This is a genomic window from Micromonospora sp. LOL_024 (assembly GCF_048060415.1).
In the GTDB taxonomy this organism is placed as follows: domain Bacteria; phylum Actinomycetota; class Actinomycetes; order Mycobacteriales; family Micromonosporaceae; genus Micromonospora.
Genome location: NZ_JBHMIS010000007.1, coordinates 215023 through 229832, shown reverse-complemented (window position 1 = coordinate 229832; position 14810 = coordinate 215023). Strand labels below are relative to the sequence as shown.

Below are 14810 nucleotides of genomic sequence, written 5' to 3'. Positions count from 1 at the left end.
TACGCCCGCCGCCTCAACCTCGAATGCCAACCATGATCACGAATGGCGGCTGCCGTACTAGGCTGAACCCGTGAGCTGGCTGGGACGGCTGTTCGACGCGCGCGACGCCCCCGTGCGAATGGGGCTGGTCGTCCTCGCCGGCATCGGGTATCTGATCTTCGGTGCTCCGGTCGCGCCGACAACCACACAGTGGTTCCTCGCGGTACCCGCCTTCGTCGTCGGGCTGTCGTTCCACCACCGGCCGCTGGTCAACCTGGTGACGCAGACCGCGCTACTGGCGGCCGCGATATACCTGGTCGACGACATCATGATCAATCAGGTCGGCGCCAGTTGGGCGTTGCTCGAGTTGACCATGGCTGCGCGCGGCACCCGGATCATCTGGCTGGCCGCCGGGCTGCTGACCACGGTCGATCTGACCGATTCGATCGGCGACCCGCTACCGCACGTGCTCTCCGGTGGGTTCGGGCTGTTGATCGAGGTCGGCATCCCGCTGCTGCTGGGACTGGTCATCCGGACCACCCGCGAACTCGGCCAGCAGGCGCACCAGCGGGAGGCGGAGGCGCAGCGTCGACGCGAGTCGGAGAGCCGTGCCGCTCGGGCCGACGAACGCAGCGCCATCGCGCGGGAGTTACACGACGTGGTCGCGCACCACGTGGCGTCGATGGTGCTGCGGGTCGGTGTGGCCCGGCACGTGCTGACCGAACTGGATCCCCGGGTCGGCGCGGTCTTCGACGACGTGCACGCCACCGGCAGCGCGGCACTGGCCGACCTGCGCCGGCTGGTCGCGGTGCTGCGCGACCCCGACGGCGTAAGCGGAGACGCGGCACTGACCGCGATCGAACCGTCGGCGCTACCGACCGCCCTCGGCGCGGCGATCGACCGGGCCCGCCAGGCCGGCGTCACCGTGGAGGCCGACATCGATCCGGCGGTCGGTGCGCTCGACGCGGTGCGGGGGCTGGCGGTGTTGCGCCTCACCCAGGAGTCGCTGACCAACGTGGCCAAGCACGCCGGGACGTCCAGCGTTGCGCGGCTGTCAGTCGGCGTCGTCGACGGGGCCGTGCACTGGGAGGTCGTCGATGACGGACGCGGCCGGGTGCCGGCGGCGGTTCCGGCCGGCGGCGGTCACGGCATCCCCGGAATGCGCGAGCGGGTCGAGGTGCTCGGCGGCCGGCTGGCCGCCGGCCCCGACGGCAGAGGTTGGCGGGTGCGTACCGTCCTGCCGGCACCGGCGGAGCCGACATGATCCGCGTCCTGCTCGTCGACGACCAACACCTCATCCGCACGGGACTACGCATGCTCTGCGAGGCCCAGCCGGACATCGAGGTCGTCGGCGAGGCCAACAACGGCCGGGACGCGATCTCCCTCGCCGCTCGGCTGGTGCCCGACGTGGTGGTGATGGACCTACGCATGCCGGGCGTCGACGGGATCTCCGCGACCAGCCGCATCCTCGCCGACCGTCCCGGCACCCGCGTGCTGGTGCTGACCACCTTCGGCGACGACGACCACCTCTATCCCGCACTGACCGCCGGCGCCTGTGGCTTCCTGCTCAAGGACGCGCCCCCCGCCGAGCTGCTGGACGGCGTACGCCGGGCCGCCGCCGGCGACAGCCCGTTCAGCCAGGAGGTGCTGAGCCGCCTGGTCCACCGTGCGACACACGCCCGCACCGGGGCGCCCCCGCCGGTCGACGGACTGACCGCCCGGGAGCGGCAGGTGCTGGAACTGGTCGCCGAGGGTCTGTCCAACGCCGAGATCGCCGAGCGGCTGCATATCGGCGTGACCACGGTGAAGACCCACATCACCAGCCTGATGACCAAGACGGGCAGCCCGAACCGGGTACGCCTGGCCCTGTTCGCCCACGGCGTCTGAGCGGGTCGCTGCCGCACTATCCGGCGGCCATCGCGCCGAGGATGATGAAGGGCTCCTTCCCGGCGACAACCCGCTCGGGCAGAGGCGCGTCGGGCGCGGCGTTAGAGGTCCTCCTCTCGTCGCTGGCCGGCGGGCGCTCGGTGACGGCGCCGCCACGCCGCTCCGCCCTGCGCGGACCCTGTCGGATGTACGCCAATCAGGCCCCTCGCACACATCCACCGCCGCTCAGGGCTCGCCGGCGGCCCGGCGAGAGTTGGCGGGCCAGACGATCGTGGTTGGTATGCCCCGCGCCCGCGCCAGGGCCACGGTCCGGTCGGTCGACGCCGAGTGGCAGCCCGGCTCGCCGTCCCAGACCGCCAACAGCCGCTGTACGCGCCGCAGCAGCTCCCGGTTGGCGGCCACGTACGCGGCGGTGCCGGAGCTCCGGTAACCGGTGTGGATGACCCGGGTCGCCCGGTCCAGCAGTTCGTCGAAGTCGGCCCGGCTCGCCGGCCTGATCGTGTCCCGGTAGTCCGGGGCCGGCAGGACCACCTCGAACGTGCCGCCGCTGTCCAGGACCACACGGGCGAAAACCTGGTCGGTGCCGGCCGCCAGGCAGGTCACGCCGTGCACCGGCCGGTCGCTGCTGCGGCACAACTCGACGCGCAGCGCGTCGGCGACCAGCCGCTCGGTGGCCGGAGTCAGGTTGATGTGCCCGGTGACCCCGACGCGCACCGGCACGCGGTCAGGCACCATCGGCCGCTCCTTCCCGCTGGACGGGTACGGCCCCGAGCCGGATCAGCTCGAACCCGCTGTCGGACAGTACGTCTGGCAGCGCCCGGATCTCCTCACGGTTCTGCTCCTGCACGGCAGGGGTCAGCTCGTCCCACGGCCGCAGCTCGGGGTGCCGTCGCCGCACCTCGTCGCGCGGCCTGCCGTACGTCCAGCCCTCACCCCGCCGTTCCCGGCACCACCGTTCGTGTTCGAGTCGGGCGAGCACCTCGATCCGGTCGTCGATGGCCCGCCCGGCGGCCGAGGCGTCACCGGCGCCGCCGTGCCGGGGCGCCACCACGCAGCCCAGGTTCAGCAGCTTGGCGGCGATGTCCTGGACGTGGCTGCGGTTGGCCCGGCGCAGCGACTCAGGCAGCCGGGACCAGGGCACCATCGCGGGCGCGTCGCCGAAGCCCACTCCGGCCCGCTGCTGGGCGTGCAGGTATCGGTCGTGGATCTGCTGGGCCAGCCGCTCGGTGAGATCCTCGGCGATCAGCCGGGCCTCGCAGGCGTGGGTGAGCACCGGATAGAGGCGCAACTTCCCGTGCACCTCGTCGAGCAGGTCGTGGCGGGAGTCGCCGTGAAAGGCGGCGGCCAGCGCGGCCTGTCGGTAGACCGGCACGAATATGGAACTCTGCGGGCCCCGCCAGAGCGCCGGCGTGTCCAGCGCGAACCGGAGCCCGCCGATCTCGTCCGAGGCGCAGATGTAGGTCCGGTCGTAGCCACCGGCGCCGAACTGGTCCAGCCCGATCAGCTCACCGATCTCCCGATCGTACGCGGACAGCCGGCAGACCCTGCCCAGGAACGGGTAGCGGGAGGCGGCGAGGGCGAGTTCGGTACTGGCGTCCGGCCCCACGAGGTCCACCTGCAACGGTCGGCCCGACCGGCCGCCGTCGGTCCGGCCGGCGCGCCAGTGCCGGGCGGTCTCCACCAGCAGCGCTCGCCGGAAGCTGCCCTCGCCAGCGATGAGGACCTTCGTCCGCCGGCCGGGAACCGACGGCAACGGGTGGTGCCGGTGCAGCGCGCGGGCGGCGATGTCGTCGACGTGGAAGTAGTCCAGCCGCAGCCGGCTGGATCCGGCGGCGCCGAGCCGCCGGGCCTGCAGTGACAGGCACATCTCGGGGTCGTGGACCTGGACGTAGACGCGGGCCGGGTGCCGCCGGTCGAGGATCAGCCGGTTGGCGGTGTTGGCGATCGCGTGGTTCCGGTCATCGTCGTCGGTGCACGCGTATATGGTGTGCGCGCGGGGCAGGCCGGCGCCGCGCAGCACCTCGGCGCTGGTGGAATCCCCGACGACACCGAGGTACCGACGCCGCCGGTACTCCAGCGGGCCGAACGGCTCGGAACGCACCACGACCACCCGTTCACCGTCGGCGTGGAGCCGATCGGCGAGCATGTGTGCGTACTGGGTGTCCCCACAGACCACCACGTGGCCGCTGGCCCGCCGGGCGCGTCGCCGCCGGATTTCGGTGGCCAGCAGCAGCCGGCCGGCTTCGGCCACGGCGGCCAGGGTGAAGAGCGGGGCGACGAACCGCGCGACCTGCAGCTGCCACGGATAGGGGCCCGGGTTCTCGAAGAGTTCGGCGCCGAGCAGGAAGAGCTGGAGGTCGTAGTAGAGGATGTCGTACCTGTCCCCGATGGCGTCCGGCCGCACCTGCGACAGGCGGCTCAGACCGATGTAGCCGAGGATCAGGGCGAACAGGCCAATCGCCGCGAACACCAGCCGCAGCCACCATGCGGCGGGGCGGGCCGCGCCGGGGGCCGGGTACGTCATCAAAAAGCTGCCAGGGCCGACGGACCGAGGGGCCGGGCGCCCAGCGGGTCGGGCCGCTCTGGCCGGCGCCGCGGCCACCGGATTGCGACCATGGGCCATATGCTATGGGACGCGGTCTATCCCACCGGTGCCCGGCGTGCCCACCGATCGTTCCTTATTCGCAGGTGAAACCGATCTGTGGCCTGGTGAGGTCAGCTGCGATGGCTACTGACGGCTACGATTTGAAGACGGCCCGAAGGTGCGGCGGAGCAGAGCCGGCCCGTGCCGTGGGAGTTCCTGGTGCCCAGACCAGAGCTACCGGAGGATCATAAAGATGGATGCAACCGAAGATCCACCGGCAGTCGGTCCGGTCAACCCGTTCTCCCCGACGGCTGTTGCCAGGGTGCCCGGAGGCGGGGGGCAGGCGACCACGGTCACCACCACCGCCATCCGTGACGTGCTCGCCCACCTGGACCACTACCTGCGCAGCGGCGACGGTGGCACGGTCGCGGTGGTGGGTGACTACGGCACCGGCAAGACACACCTGGCCGCCGAATTGCTGGCCCACACCCACAGGGCCACCGGTGAGACGGTCAGCGCGATCTACCTCGACGCACCCGCCGACACGTTCCTGTCACTGAGTCGCCAGTTCCTCGGTCGGTTGTCCCGCGACGCGGTGCGGGCCCTGGTCGCCGAATACCGGGCGGAGTCACCTGCCGTGACCGCGCCGGGTAGCAAACTGGACGGGCCGGCGGGAGCCGCGCGACTCGCTGAACGGCTACGGGCGGAGCTGGCCCCGGTCACCACCGACCCGTCCGTCGGCACGGTGCTGGCCATGCTGCTCGACCCCACCACCGAAGCTACGGCGTGGGACTGGCTGATGGGGTACCCGCCCGGGCCGGCCCTGCAGGCGGCCGGCGTCCCCGCCCGGGCCGACGTGGAGTCCGACGCGGTGGCGACGATGGGGGTGCTCGCCCTGCTGTGCGGGCGCCGCCGCGAACGCTTCGTGCTGGTGCTCGACGAGATCGACAAAGTCCTTTCGGCGGCGGGCCGTCCGGGTGACGACACGATGGCCCGGTTCTCCCGGCTGATCGAGATCCTCGCGTCGGCCGGCGCCTTCCTGGCGATTGCCGGGCTGCCCGACATGTTGCACCTGCTGAGCCCGGACGTGCGGCAGCGGATCGGGCCCATCGTGCGGATGTCCGCGCTGAACGCTCAGGACGTGCGGGACTTCATCCGGCGCAGCCAGTTGCGCACGTCCGGCCAGGCACGGTTGGCACCGTTCACGGTGGAGACCACCGAGTACCTCACCAACCTGACCGATGGGGTGCCCCGCCGGCTGATCCGGCTGTGCTACCACCTGTTCCAGCGGGCGGCGCAGGCCGAGACGCCGGTAGACCATCTCATGGTCCGTGAGGCGGTGCGGGTCCAGTTCGACCTGGCCAGCAGGCTGGACGTCGCCGCCGACGTGCGGCGGGTACTCACCCAGGACGGCTGGTCGTACCAGCGGGACCACCTGATCGGTTCGCTTCGGGACCTACCGGTCGACTTCTGGGTGCCGCTGGAGGAACAGGGCGCCGGCTGCTGCGTGCTCCTGTCCGAATCGGTGCTCAAGTCCGAGGAGGTCGACGCGCTGAACCGCCGGGTGGTGGCGATCCGGGCGGCGGCGCCCGACAGCGAGGTGATCCTGGTCGTCGTCGGGCACCTGCCGGCGGATCTCGCCGCCGACCTCACCGAGACGTTCAGTGTGGAGCCGATCGTCTACGACCCGCAGTCCTTCCCCGAAGACCTGTCCGGCAGCATCAAGGCCTCCCTGCGCCGGCTCGAGCAGGCGCTCGGCGCGGACGCGCTGACGTCGGTACGGACGCGGGTCGAGCGCATCCAGCGGCAGCAGACCAACGCCCAGCGCTCCATCGAACGGCTGTCGTACCAGCTGGACGAGATCCGGGGCGACCTGCGCCACGATCGGCGGGGCCCAGGGCGGCGGGACCACCATCCTCCGGACCGCCCCACGGCCGGTGCCGCGGTGCTGCCCGGCCCGGTCGCCCGGCTCTTCGCCGAGGCCATCCAGGCCCTCGACCAGCTCACCGGCTTCGACCGTCACCTGCGCGACGCCTTCGCACCGCCCGGCACCGAGATTCGACGGGCGGTCGAGGACGCCGCCCCGCTGCGCTCGGGGTTGCGATCACGGGACGTGCAGCGGGCATTGGGCACCTCGATGGTGCTGCGGCGGCTGATTGAGGCGTTCCGCGACGGCGTCGAGAGCTGGTGCGAGGGCCACCGCCGCGCACCCCGCCCGGGAGATCTGGACAGGTTGGACCGGCTCTGTGAAACCTATGACGGTATCGCCGAGTACCTGCCGCTGTTCCAGCTGGACGTGCTGGGCGACCTGGCCGTCCCGGGCGGTGGCGGCCAGATCGAGCCGCCGGACCGCTCCCGCAGCTGGTCGGAGGCACGGTCGATGTTCGACGGGCTGAGCGGGCGGGTGCGGCTGCTGATGGTGAACGCCTGACCGGCCTGCCCCACCTCACGTGCTGGTTTGGGTGTCCGTTCCGGTCAGCCGCCGTCCCACCGCTGACATGTCGAGATCCGCCTGGGTGACCCAGTCCTGGTCGAGCGCGACCCCGAACAGGTATTCCTCCGGGCCGAGCAGATAGTAGAAGACCGCGCCGATCTCAAGGTCGAGCACCAGGCGGTCAACCTCACCGGACACGGTTCGGCGCAGATCCCGGCTGACCTGCAGCGACAGCAGGGACAGGTCTCCGGCCAGGCGTTCGTAACGGGCCCGCCGGCCAGCCACGGTGACGCCGCGACTGAAGAAGGGCTCCAGGTCCGGATGACGCAGGATGTCGGCCGCTGCCGTCTGCTCCCCCGCCCGGTGGTGGCTGAGGTAGTGCAGTCCGGCGGGCCGCAGCGCCGTGGTGAGCAGGCCGCTGGACTCCGGTAAACCGGCCGTGTACGCCTCGAAGTCGACGGTCGACGACGACACCGGCACCTGTGCGTCACCGGCGGTTTGCCAGCCGCCCGGATTCTGCGAGGGTAGCCGCACCAGCTGGCGCAGCGCGGTAGCGAGTTGGGCGGCCGCCCGGTCGATCTCGCTCGCCTGGGTCGGGTCGGCCACCGCGCCGGTGGTGGGGGACGGAAGCGCCCCGAAGCCCACCACATGTTCGCCGCCGATCACCCGGTAGCAGAACACGAGGTCCGTTCGGGTCTGTACGGCCAGCCGGACCAGACCCCCACATTGCAGCTCCCACACCCGTTGGCTGAGGTCGGCCGCCCGGTAGACGAGCTGGGCACCCGCCCGGCGGTGCGCCTCGCGGCGCTGCCCGGGCTCCGCCTCGTCGATGGCGGCCGGCGCCGACGGGTGACCCAGGAGGTCCAGGGAGAAGTCGAGGACGCCGCCGGTGTAGAACGCGATGTGGTAGATGCCGGTGCCGCCGAGCAGCAACTCCCGGCACAGCTTGCGCTTCTTGCGGAATGCGGGCACATCCTGCTCGGCCGACTCCTCCTCCAGCGCCTCGGTCAGCTGCGGATCCGTCACCTGGCCACTCCTCAGCTTCTCGGCACGTCGATGTCGGTGTCGGTCAACGCGATGACACCCGGGCCACTGGCGCCCTCGTGCATCGCGCGGATCGCGGCGAGGTTGGCGGCGGCGTCAATGGTGCAAGGATGGCGCCGGCCGAGGTAGCGCAGGCAGGTGTGATGCGTGTCCTCCTGGACCCGGAGGGCATCGGTGAGGTCACCCCGGGCGGCGAGGTGGCCGGCCTGGGCCGTGGTGGCGGTCAGCGTCCACGGATGGGTGTCGCCGAGCCGGGCCCGCAGCGTACGCAGGCCCCGTTCGCCGTCCCCGACGGCCTGGTCGTACTCGCCGGCGCCGCGCTGGAAGAGCCCCAGATTGACCGAGCAGACCGCGGTGAACGGATGCCCGGTCTCCAGTTGCCGCTTGTAGCCACGCAGGCAGCGGTTGGCGTGTTCGACGGCGATCCCGGCGTCCCCTGCCCGGTAGTAGTCCACGGCCATGCTGAGCAGGCTGGCGCGGGTGATCGGGTGGTCCTCGCCGAATCGGTCCCGGTAGCCACGGAACGTCTCGATGCTGCGCTTCTTCGCGGCTATGCCCAGCCCGAGCCGGCGTTCCGTCACCGCGAGGCTCCGGTTGACGCGCAGCTCGTCGAGGTGTTTGGCGGACTGCAACTCGTGCACCCGCTCCAGTGTCTCGCGCAGGGTGGCCAGCGACAGACCGTATTCGCCGGCCTCCCGCTCAAGGGTCCCGACCAGGCACGACGCCTGCCAGGTCTCGGGTTTCTCCGGCCCGAACAGCGACATCCACCGGCCGAGCAGCTGATTTGCCAGCCGCAGTGCCTCGCGTGCGTCGCCCATCAGCTGGAAGGCGATGGCGAGATTGTTGATCGCCATCAGGGTGTTCGGGTGGTCGTCGCCGAGCACTTCCTGGTAACCGACGAGGGTCGCCTGGTCCTCCACCAGCGCCTCCTCGAAACGACCGAGACCACGCAGGTCACCGCCCCGGCCCCGGCCGACGATGAGGGTCCGGAAGTGCCGCAGTCCGTGGCGGCGGCGCTGCTCGCTGAGCACCCGCTCGTCGAGGCGGAGAGCCTCCTGGTGTCTACCCAGCATCCGGTGCAGGTTGGCGGTCTGCACGAACAGCCGCATCGTCAGCTGATCGAAGTCGCCGGTGGCCGTCCACCGGTCGCAGACCTGCTGCGCCACCCGCACCGCCGAATGCCAGGCGTCGCTGTCGCCGAAGAAGAACAAATAGCGGAGCTGTTTCACCACCCAGTGCCGCACGGGCGGCTCGTCGGCCGTCAACGCGCCAGAGGGCACGAGGTGCCGCTGCAACTCCTCGAAGACCGGTAGGTAGTGGCGGTCGTCGGCCTCCGGGTCCGTCGGCGCGTAGCCGGCCAGTCCGCGCAGCACCTGGCGATGGCGCTCGCGTCGCTGCGGCTCGGGTATCGCCTCGCGCAGCAGGACCTGGATGGCCCGGTGCATCCGCAGCGCGGCACCGCGACCCCAGTCGATGTCGAAGAGGGCGAACCGTGTGCCGACGGTCAGCACCAGGTCGACCTCACCGGCGTCGAGCAGCAACTCCTCCGCGTCGACGCCCGCGGCGGCGGCGAGTTGGGTCAGCATCGGCACCGACCGCAGCAGGGGGAACCCGATGCCCTCCGGCGAGAGGAACGCAGCGATCTCGGCTACCCGGATCGCCAGCGGCCCGAACTCGGTGTCCCGCAGGGTGTCCAGGGTGATGTCCAGCACCCGGGCCACGGTCGAGGTGCGGGAGCCGGGAATCCGCTCGGTCGGCTCCTCCTCACCCGAGGATCGCAGCCAGTCCAGCAGCTCGGCGACGCACAGGCCGACCGCCTCCAGGTTGGGTACGCCCTCGCCCTCCAGGGTTCGGGTTCGCTCGCGAATCCACGCGGTGGCCAGCCGCAGCGCCAGCGGCAGGTGCTCCACCGCCGCCGCGATGGCCCGCGCGTCCTCGGCGCTGATGCCGAGCGTCCGCCGTAGCATCGCGGTGCTCTCGTCGCCGGTGAACGCCGCCACCTCCAGCGGTGCCGGAAGGTTGGAGGAGCCGTCGTCCCGCGAGGTGAACAGCACGTGCCCGGCGCCGAGGCGGGGCAGCAGTCCGGCCAGCACATCCGCGTCGTCGGCGTTGTCGTAGATCAACAGCCAGCGGGCGATGGCTCCGCGTGGCGCCGACAGGGCGGCCACGGCCGCCTCCGCCGCGCCGACACTGTCGGCCACGTTGATCTCCTGGGCCAACTCACCGAGAGCCGCCTGGACCGTCTCCCGGTCCTGCGCCGGGATCCACCAGACCACGTCGTAGTCGTAGGCGAAGCGGTGCGCGAACTCGCGGGCGATCTCGCTCTTGCCGACACCGGCGCCGCCGGAGAGAGTCACCGGACCACCGGCGTCGGCGAGCTGGTCACGCAGCCGTTCGAGGTATTCGCCGCGACCGACGAAGAACTCGTTCCTGGTGGGCAGGTTGGACCGCAGCCGACGCTCCGCCTCGGCCGGATATCGCGGCGCGGTTCGCAGGTCGCCGGTGGGCTGCGCGGGTGCGATGAGACCCAGCCGGCTCAGCAGCAGCGGCTGTGCCCGCGCCGCGTCGACCGCCCGCAGATCGATGACCCGGCCCGGATCCAGCTGTTCGGGGGCATGCCCGCTGGTCAGCACGCCGAACACCTCGACGCCGGTGTCGGGCGGCGCCGTCAAACCGGCACCGAGGGCCTTCACCACCCTCGGCGACAAGATGGCAATCACCGTGGCGTCCGGGCCGTACGCCGGCACCACTCCCGATCGCACGGCGTGCGGATGGACCTGGGCGTTCGCCCGACGGAGCTGCCCGCCGATCCAGTCGGCGAACGGCCGGTCGACAGGCTCGTACAGCACATGGATCTCGTCGGCGCTCTCGGCCCGGTCCAGCAGCACACCTCGGCGGTACCGGCGACGGATCCGCTCGGGAACCTCGGCCGCCCGGGCCACCGCGCCCCCGCTGATCCAGGACGCCATCTGCTCGTAGGCAGCGAGGAGACTGTTCTCGCCGCCGGGCGAATCGGCCAGCACGGCCAGCACGTCGTCGTAGGTGTCGTACGCCTGCTCCGGCACCTCCACGATCTCCATGGTGGAGCTATCGGACAGCCCTGCGGTCGACTCGTCGAGCAGGTTCGCGAACGCCTTGCGGGCCGAGTCGCGGACCGCTCCGTACCACGGTTGGCTCATATCGCGCAGCGTCGGTGCCGCGAGCACCCGGATGCCGCCGGTGGCCTCCCGCTGCAGCTGGCCAGCCAGCTCCGCCGCCTGTTGCATCGCCTGCCGGCGGGGCGGTATCGAGACCACCGTGACGTCGCTGAGCATCGCGGTGTAGCTGATGCCCGGCAGGGTGAGGTCGATCGGGGTGTCGATCAGGACGTAGTCGTAGCCGCCGTGCTGCAGCAGTTGCCGGGCCCGGACCGGGTCGACCTCCGGCAGGGCGTTGACGTCGCTGCTGATGCCGATCATCGCGAACCCGAAACTCGACCCGGATATCGCGTACCGGTAGAGGACGCCCTGTTCCGGCGCGGTCGGCGCGGTCAACGCCGCCGCCCGGTGGGTGGGATGGTCGGGGTGCGGGCTGATCAGGGCGGCGAGTTCCGCGCCGAGGACCCCGGCGGCCGGGACGGCGTCCACCCGGAACGAACGCAGGTAGTCGTAGACCCTGGGCGTCCTGGTGCACCAGTCCACGGCGAGCACCCGCTTGCCGTTGGAGGCGAGGATCCAGGCGATGTTGGCCACCGCGCTGCTGCGTCCCGTGCCGCTGGTGGGCGAGACGAACGAGACGATGGTGCAGCTGCCGACCGTCTTCTCCGGTCCCGGCGTGCCGGCCTGGCCGCTGGCGGGGCGCTGCTGCGGGACGTCACCCGGCACGGCCGGGGCGTCCTCACGGTCAGTCGTCGCCATCGATGGCGCTCTGCCAGCCCGCGTACTGGTCGCCGGCCGCGCCGCTGCGGCGCTGCAACCGGTGCAGCGCGGCCAGGAGTACCTCGTTCGGCACGGCGTCCAACGCGACCAGGTCCACGTCGGTCAGATCGATCAGATCGGAGCGCAACGCGTCCTCCCCGGTGTCCATCCCCCGATCACCGCCTGTCTGCATCTCGCACAATGATCGCGATCTCGCACCGTGATCGCGTGCCCTCGGAGCCGGACATCGACGGTCGGCCAGATCCGCTGCGTACGCCCATGATAACGGTATGACGTTGCCGTCAGACGGCCGCCTACGGCCGGGCGCGGGCCAGCGCATTGGCGGTCCGGACGCGGACCGGCGCGCCCAGTCGGGCCGAAAGCAGGAATTACAGCGCCGTACGTCGATGTATGCTGTGGGCCCGGCGACCACGGCCAGCCGGCCGCAGCCAGGACGGTGGAGTTCCTGATGCCCGGATCCGACGACGGCCACCGGCCGCCCGACGGCAACGCCACCCGGCGCGCTCCGGCCGTCGCCTTCCGCCAGTTCGTCCTCAAGCTGCACAGTCGCTGCGACCTGGCGTGCGACCACTGTTACGTCTACACCATGGCCGACCAGCGGTGGCGGGACCTGCCCCGGATCATGCCGCAACGGGTGCTCGACGCGACCGCTGACCGGATCGGTGAACACGTCCGGACGCACCGGCTCGACCGGGTCTCGGTGATCCTGCACGGCGGCGAACCGTTGCTGGCCGGGCCAGCCCGAATCGAGGCAGCCGTGTCGGCCATCCGACACGGCGTGGCACCGGTGCCGGTACGACTGACCGTGCAGACCAACGCCATCCGGCTGGACGAGACGTACCTCAGTCTGTTCGACCGGCTCGACGTGCGGCTCAGCATCAGCCTCGACGGCGACCGTGCCGCGCACGACCGGCACCGACGCGGACCCGACGGACAGGGCAGCCACGCCCGCGTCGAGACCGCTCTACGTCGCCTGACCGCAGGCTACCCGCACCTGTTCAACGGGCTGCTGTGCACCGTCGGCCTCCGCAACGACCCGGTCGCCACGTATCTCAGCCTGCTCGCGCACCGGCCGCCGGCAATCGACTTCCTGCTCCCGCACGGCACCTGGAGCACTCCCCCACCGGAGCGCCCGGTCGACCCTGGCCGGACCCCCTACGCGCGGTGGCTGATCCAGGTCTTCGACCGGTGGTACCACGCGCCGGGCCCGCCGGTTCGGATCCGGCTCTTCGACGAGATCATCCAACTGCTGCTCGGCGGCGCCTCCCGGCTGGCCGGGGTCGGTCTCAGTCCGGTGGCGGTGGCGGTGGTGCAGACCGACGGCGAGATCGAATTGGACGACACGCTCGCCGCCGCCTACTCCGGCGCGGCGCGCACCGGGCTGCACGTGGCGCGGGATCCGTTCGACGCCGCCCTCGACCTGCCCGCGGTGCGGTCCCAGCAGGACGGGACGGCGGCGCTCTGCGCGACCTGCGGCGCCTGCGACCTGCGCCGGGTGTGCGGCGGAGGTCTGCGAACGCACCGCTACCGCGCCGGCAACGGCTTCGACAACCCCTCCGTCTACTGTCCCGACCTGTACGCCCTCATCGGTCACATCCGCCGCACGGTACGCCGGGACCTGACGACGACGTCCGGGTCGTCGCGTTGATCCCGTCGGTGCACCGGGTGCCGAGAGCGGTCCTCGACGAGCTCGCCGCCGGTCGCGGCGGAGCGGCGGCGGTGGCGCTGCTACGGTCCGCCCAACGCAGCAAGACCCTGCTGCTGGTACGCGCGCTGCTGTTGCTGCTGCGCGATACGGCGCACCCCGACCGGTCGGTGGTCGAGGCGGCCTACCGCGTGCTGGCCGAGGTACCCCCGCACGATCGGCTGGCCGCGCTCGCCCACCCGCCCGTCGCCGCCTGGGCGTTCGGCACCGTGTCACTGCTGGACGCGGGGAACGCGCCGGCGGCGTACCCGGGGCTGCTGGCCGCCGTGGCGGTGACCGCGGCCGTCCGCGGCGGCACCGACGCGGAGCTCGACGTCCCGCTCGCCCCCGGCGCGGCCGGCCTGCTGGACCTGCCCGGCCTCGGCACGGTGACCCTTCCGGTCACCGCCACGCGGGCCCGGATCCGGATAGCCGGCGGGCATGCGCGGGCCTTCGCCGCCGGTGAGCAGGTCGACATCGGCGACGGCCGGTCGACGGACCGGCGCTGGCAGCCGTTGTCCCGGCTGGACGTCGCACACGGCGGGCTACCGTTGTCGCTGCTGCTGGACACCCGAACCTGGCGCCACGTGCCCGGGTTGGGCGCAGACCACCGGTTCGGCGACGTGCCGATCGACGCCTGGAGGTCCCGCGTCGACGGCGCGTGGCGGATCCTGGTGGACCACCACCGGCCGGTCGCCGAGGAGCTTTCCGCCGTGCTCCGCGCGCTGGTGCCGATCCCCGCGCCCCGCAGCAGCACCCGCAGCGGCACCTTCCACCACGCCTTCGGTTCGGTGGTGATGTCGCTGCCACCGGATGCCCGGTCCACGGCCGCGGTGCTGGCCCACGAGATCCAGCACGCCAAACTTGCCGCGCTGACCGATCTGTTCGCGGTGCTGGAGCCGGGATCGACAGGGCTGTTCTACGCGCCGTGGCGGACCGACCGGCGGCCACTGGACGGTCTGTTGCACGGGGCGTACGCCCATCTGGGGGTGGCGGGCTTCTGGCGCCGGCAGGCGCGGGTGACCGGCCCGGACGCGGCCCGGCACCACGCGGAGGTCCAGTTCGCCCGGTGGAGCAGGGCCACCGCCGACACCGTTCGGGTGCTGGCCGAGCAGCGACGGCTGACCCCGGTGGGTCGGCGCCTGGTGGACGGCATGTCGGGTGTGCTCGCCCGATGGCTGGCGGAGCCGGTCACCGAGCGGGCGAGCGTCGAGGCCCTCCGGCTGCTGGCCGCCCACCGGGCCCGGTGGGACCGGGATCGGGCACCGACCGGCTGACCAC

General features: G+C 71.9%; 11 protein-coding genes. 5 read left to right on the top strand and 6 right to left on the bottom strand.

Annotated features, from left to right (window positions below; genetic code table 11):
* Positions 1-70: 70 nt before the first annotated feature.
* Together ACFHWY_RS11510 and ACFHWY_RS11505 are read left to right on the top strand one after the other, a co-directional pair.
* Positions 71-1243, top strand: coding sequence for a sensor histidine kinase (locus ACFHWY_RS11510; protein WP_416580134.1), 1173 nt, complete (start codon positions 71-73; stop codon positions 1241-1243).
* Positions 1240-1866, top strand: a complete 627-nt coding sequence (locus tag ACFHWY_RS11505; protein WP_416580133.1) for a response regulator transcription factor — start codon at positions 1240-1242, stop codon at positions 1864-1866. The genes ACFHWY_RS11510 and ACFHWY_RS11505 overlap by 4 nt, the downstream gene beginning before the upstream one ends.
* Before the next feature lie 16 nt (positions 1867-1882).
* Here the strand turns inward: ACFHWY_RS11505 and ACFHWY_RS11500 are convergent, their stop codons facing one another.
* The 3 genes from ACFHWY_RS11500 to ACFHWY_RS11490 are packed head-to-tail and all read right to left on the bottom strand — an operon-like array spanning position 1883 to position 4390.
* A complete protein-coding gene (locus ACFHWY_RS11500) occupies positions 1883-2062 on the bottom strand; it encodes a hypothetical protein (protein WP_416580132.1) in 180 nt (59 codons plus the stop codon).
* A 29-nt stretch (positions 2063-2091) separates the two neighbouring features.
* Positions 2092-2601 (bottom strand): hypothetical protein, encoded by a 510-nt coding sequence (locus tag ACFHWY_RS11495; RefSeq protein WP_416580131.1) that lies wholly within the window; start codon positions 2599-2601, stop codon positions 2092-2094.
* Positions 2591-4390 carry a RyR domain-containing protein gene (locus ACFHWY_RS11490; protein WP_416580130.1) on the bottom strand — a complete coding sequence of 600 codons (1800 nt, stop codon included), beginning with the start codon at positions 4388-4390 and terminating at the stop codon, positions 2591-2593. Before ACFHWY_RS11490 ends, ACFHWY_RS11495 begins: the two co-directional genes overlap by 11 nt.
* A gap of 313 nt (positions 4391-4703) precedes the next feature.
* Here ACFHWY_RS11490 and ACFHWY_RS11485 point away from each other — a divergent pair, with 313 nt between their 5' ends.
* On the top strand, positions 4704-6881 hold the full coding sequence (locus tag ACFHWY_RS11485) for an AAA family ATPase (RefSeq protein ID WP_416580129.1): 2178 nt from the start codon (positions 4704-4706) through the stop codon (positions 6879-6881).
* Between the two features lie 15 nt (positions 6882-6896).
* Here ACFHWY_RS11485 and ACFHWY_RS11480 read toward each other — a convergent pair whose 3' ends face one another.
* The 3 genes from ACFHWY_RS11480 to fxsA are packed head-to-tail and all read right to left on the bottom strand — an operon-like array spanning position 6897 to position 12017.
* Entirely contained in the window at positions 6897-7910 is a 1014-nt protein-coding gene (locus ACFHWY_RS11480) for a hypothetical protein (protein WP_416580128.1), read from the bottom strand.
* 11 nt (positions 7911-7921) lie between these two features.
* Positions 7922-11824 (bottom strand): FxSxx-COOH system tetratricopeptide repeat protein, encoded by a 3903-nt coding sequence (fxsT, locus tag ACFHWY_RS11475; protein ID WP_416580127.1) that lies wholly within the window; start codon positions 11822-11824, stop codon positions 7922-7924.
* The gene (fxsA, locus tag ACFHWY_RS11470) at positions 11811-12017 is read right to left on the bottom strand and encodes an FxSxx-COOH cyclophane-containing RiPP peptide (protein WP_416580126.1); all 207 of its coding nucleotides are present in this window, start codon (positions 12015-12017) and stop codon (positions 11811-11813) included. Before fxsA ends, fxsT begins: the two co-directional genes overlap by 14 nt.
* Positions 12018-12293: 276 nt before the next feature.
* On the opposite strand from fxsA, the gene ACFHWY_RS11465 reads away from it, so the two are divergent.
* Together ACFHWY_RS11465 and ACFHWY_RS11460 are read left to right on the top strand one after the other, a co-directional pair.
* A complete protein-coding gene (locus tag ACFHWY_RS11465) occupies positions 12294-13493 on the top strand; it encodes an FxsB family cyclophane-forming radical SAM/SPASM peptide maturase (protein ID WP_416580125.1) in 1200 nt (399 codons plus the stop codon).
* 17 nt (positions 13494-13510) lie between these two features.
* Positions 13511-14806: an HEXXH motif domain-containing protein gene (locus ACFHWY_RS11460; protein WP_416580124.1), complete on the top strand. Its 1296-nt coding sequence runs from the start codon at positions 13511-13513 to the stop codon at positions 14804-14806.
* The last annotated feature ends 4 nt before the right edge of the window (positions 14807-14810 follow it).

Excerpts from the sequence above, each read along its gene's own strand:
- ACFHWY_RS11505 (WP_416580133.1), top strand. The coding sequence starts at position 1,240 with ATGATCCGCGTCCTGCTCGTCGACGACCAACACCTCATCCGCACGGGA.
- fxsA (WP_416580126.1), bottom strand. The coding sequence starts at position 12,017 with ATGCAGACAGGCGGTGATCGGGGGATGGACACCGGGGAGGACGCGTTG.
- ACFHWY_RS11485 (WP_416580129.1), top strand. The coding sequence starts at position 4,704 with ATGGATGCAACCGAAGATCCACCGGCAGTCGGTCCGGTCAACCCGTTC.
- ACFHWY_RS11490 (WP_416580130.1), bottom strand. The coding sequence starts at position 4,390 with ATGACGTACCCGGCCCCCGGCGCGGCCCGCCCCGCCGCATGGTGGCTG.
- ACFHWY_RS11495 (WP_416580131.1), bottom strand. The coding sequence starts at position 2,601 with ATGGTGCCTGACCGCGTGCCGGTGCGCGTCGGGGTCACCGGGCACATC.
- fxsT (WP_416580127.1), bottom strand. The coding sequence starts at position 11,824 with ATGGCGACGACTGACCGTGAGGACGCCCCGGCCGTGCCGGGTGACGTC.
- ACFHWY_RS11465 (WP_416580125.1), top strand. The coding sequence starts at position 12,294 with ATGCCCGGATCCGACGACGGCCACCGGCCGCCCGACGGCAACGCCACC.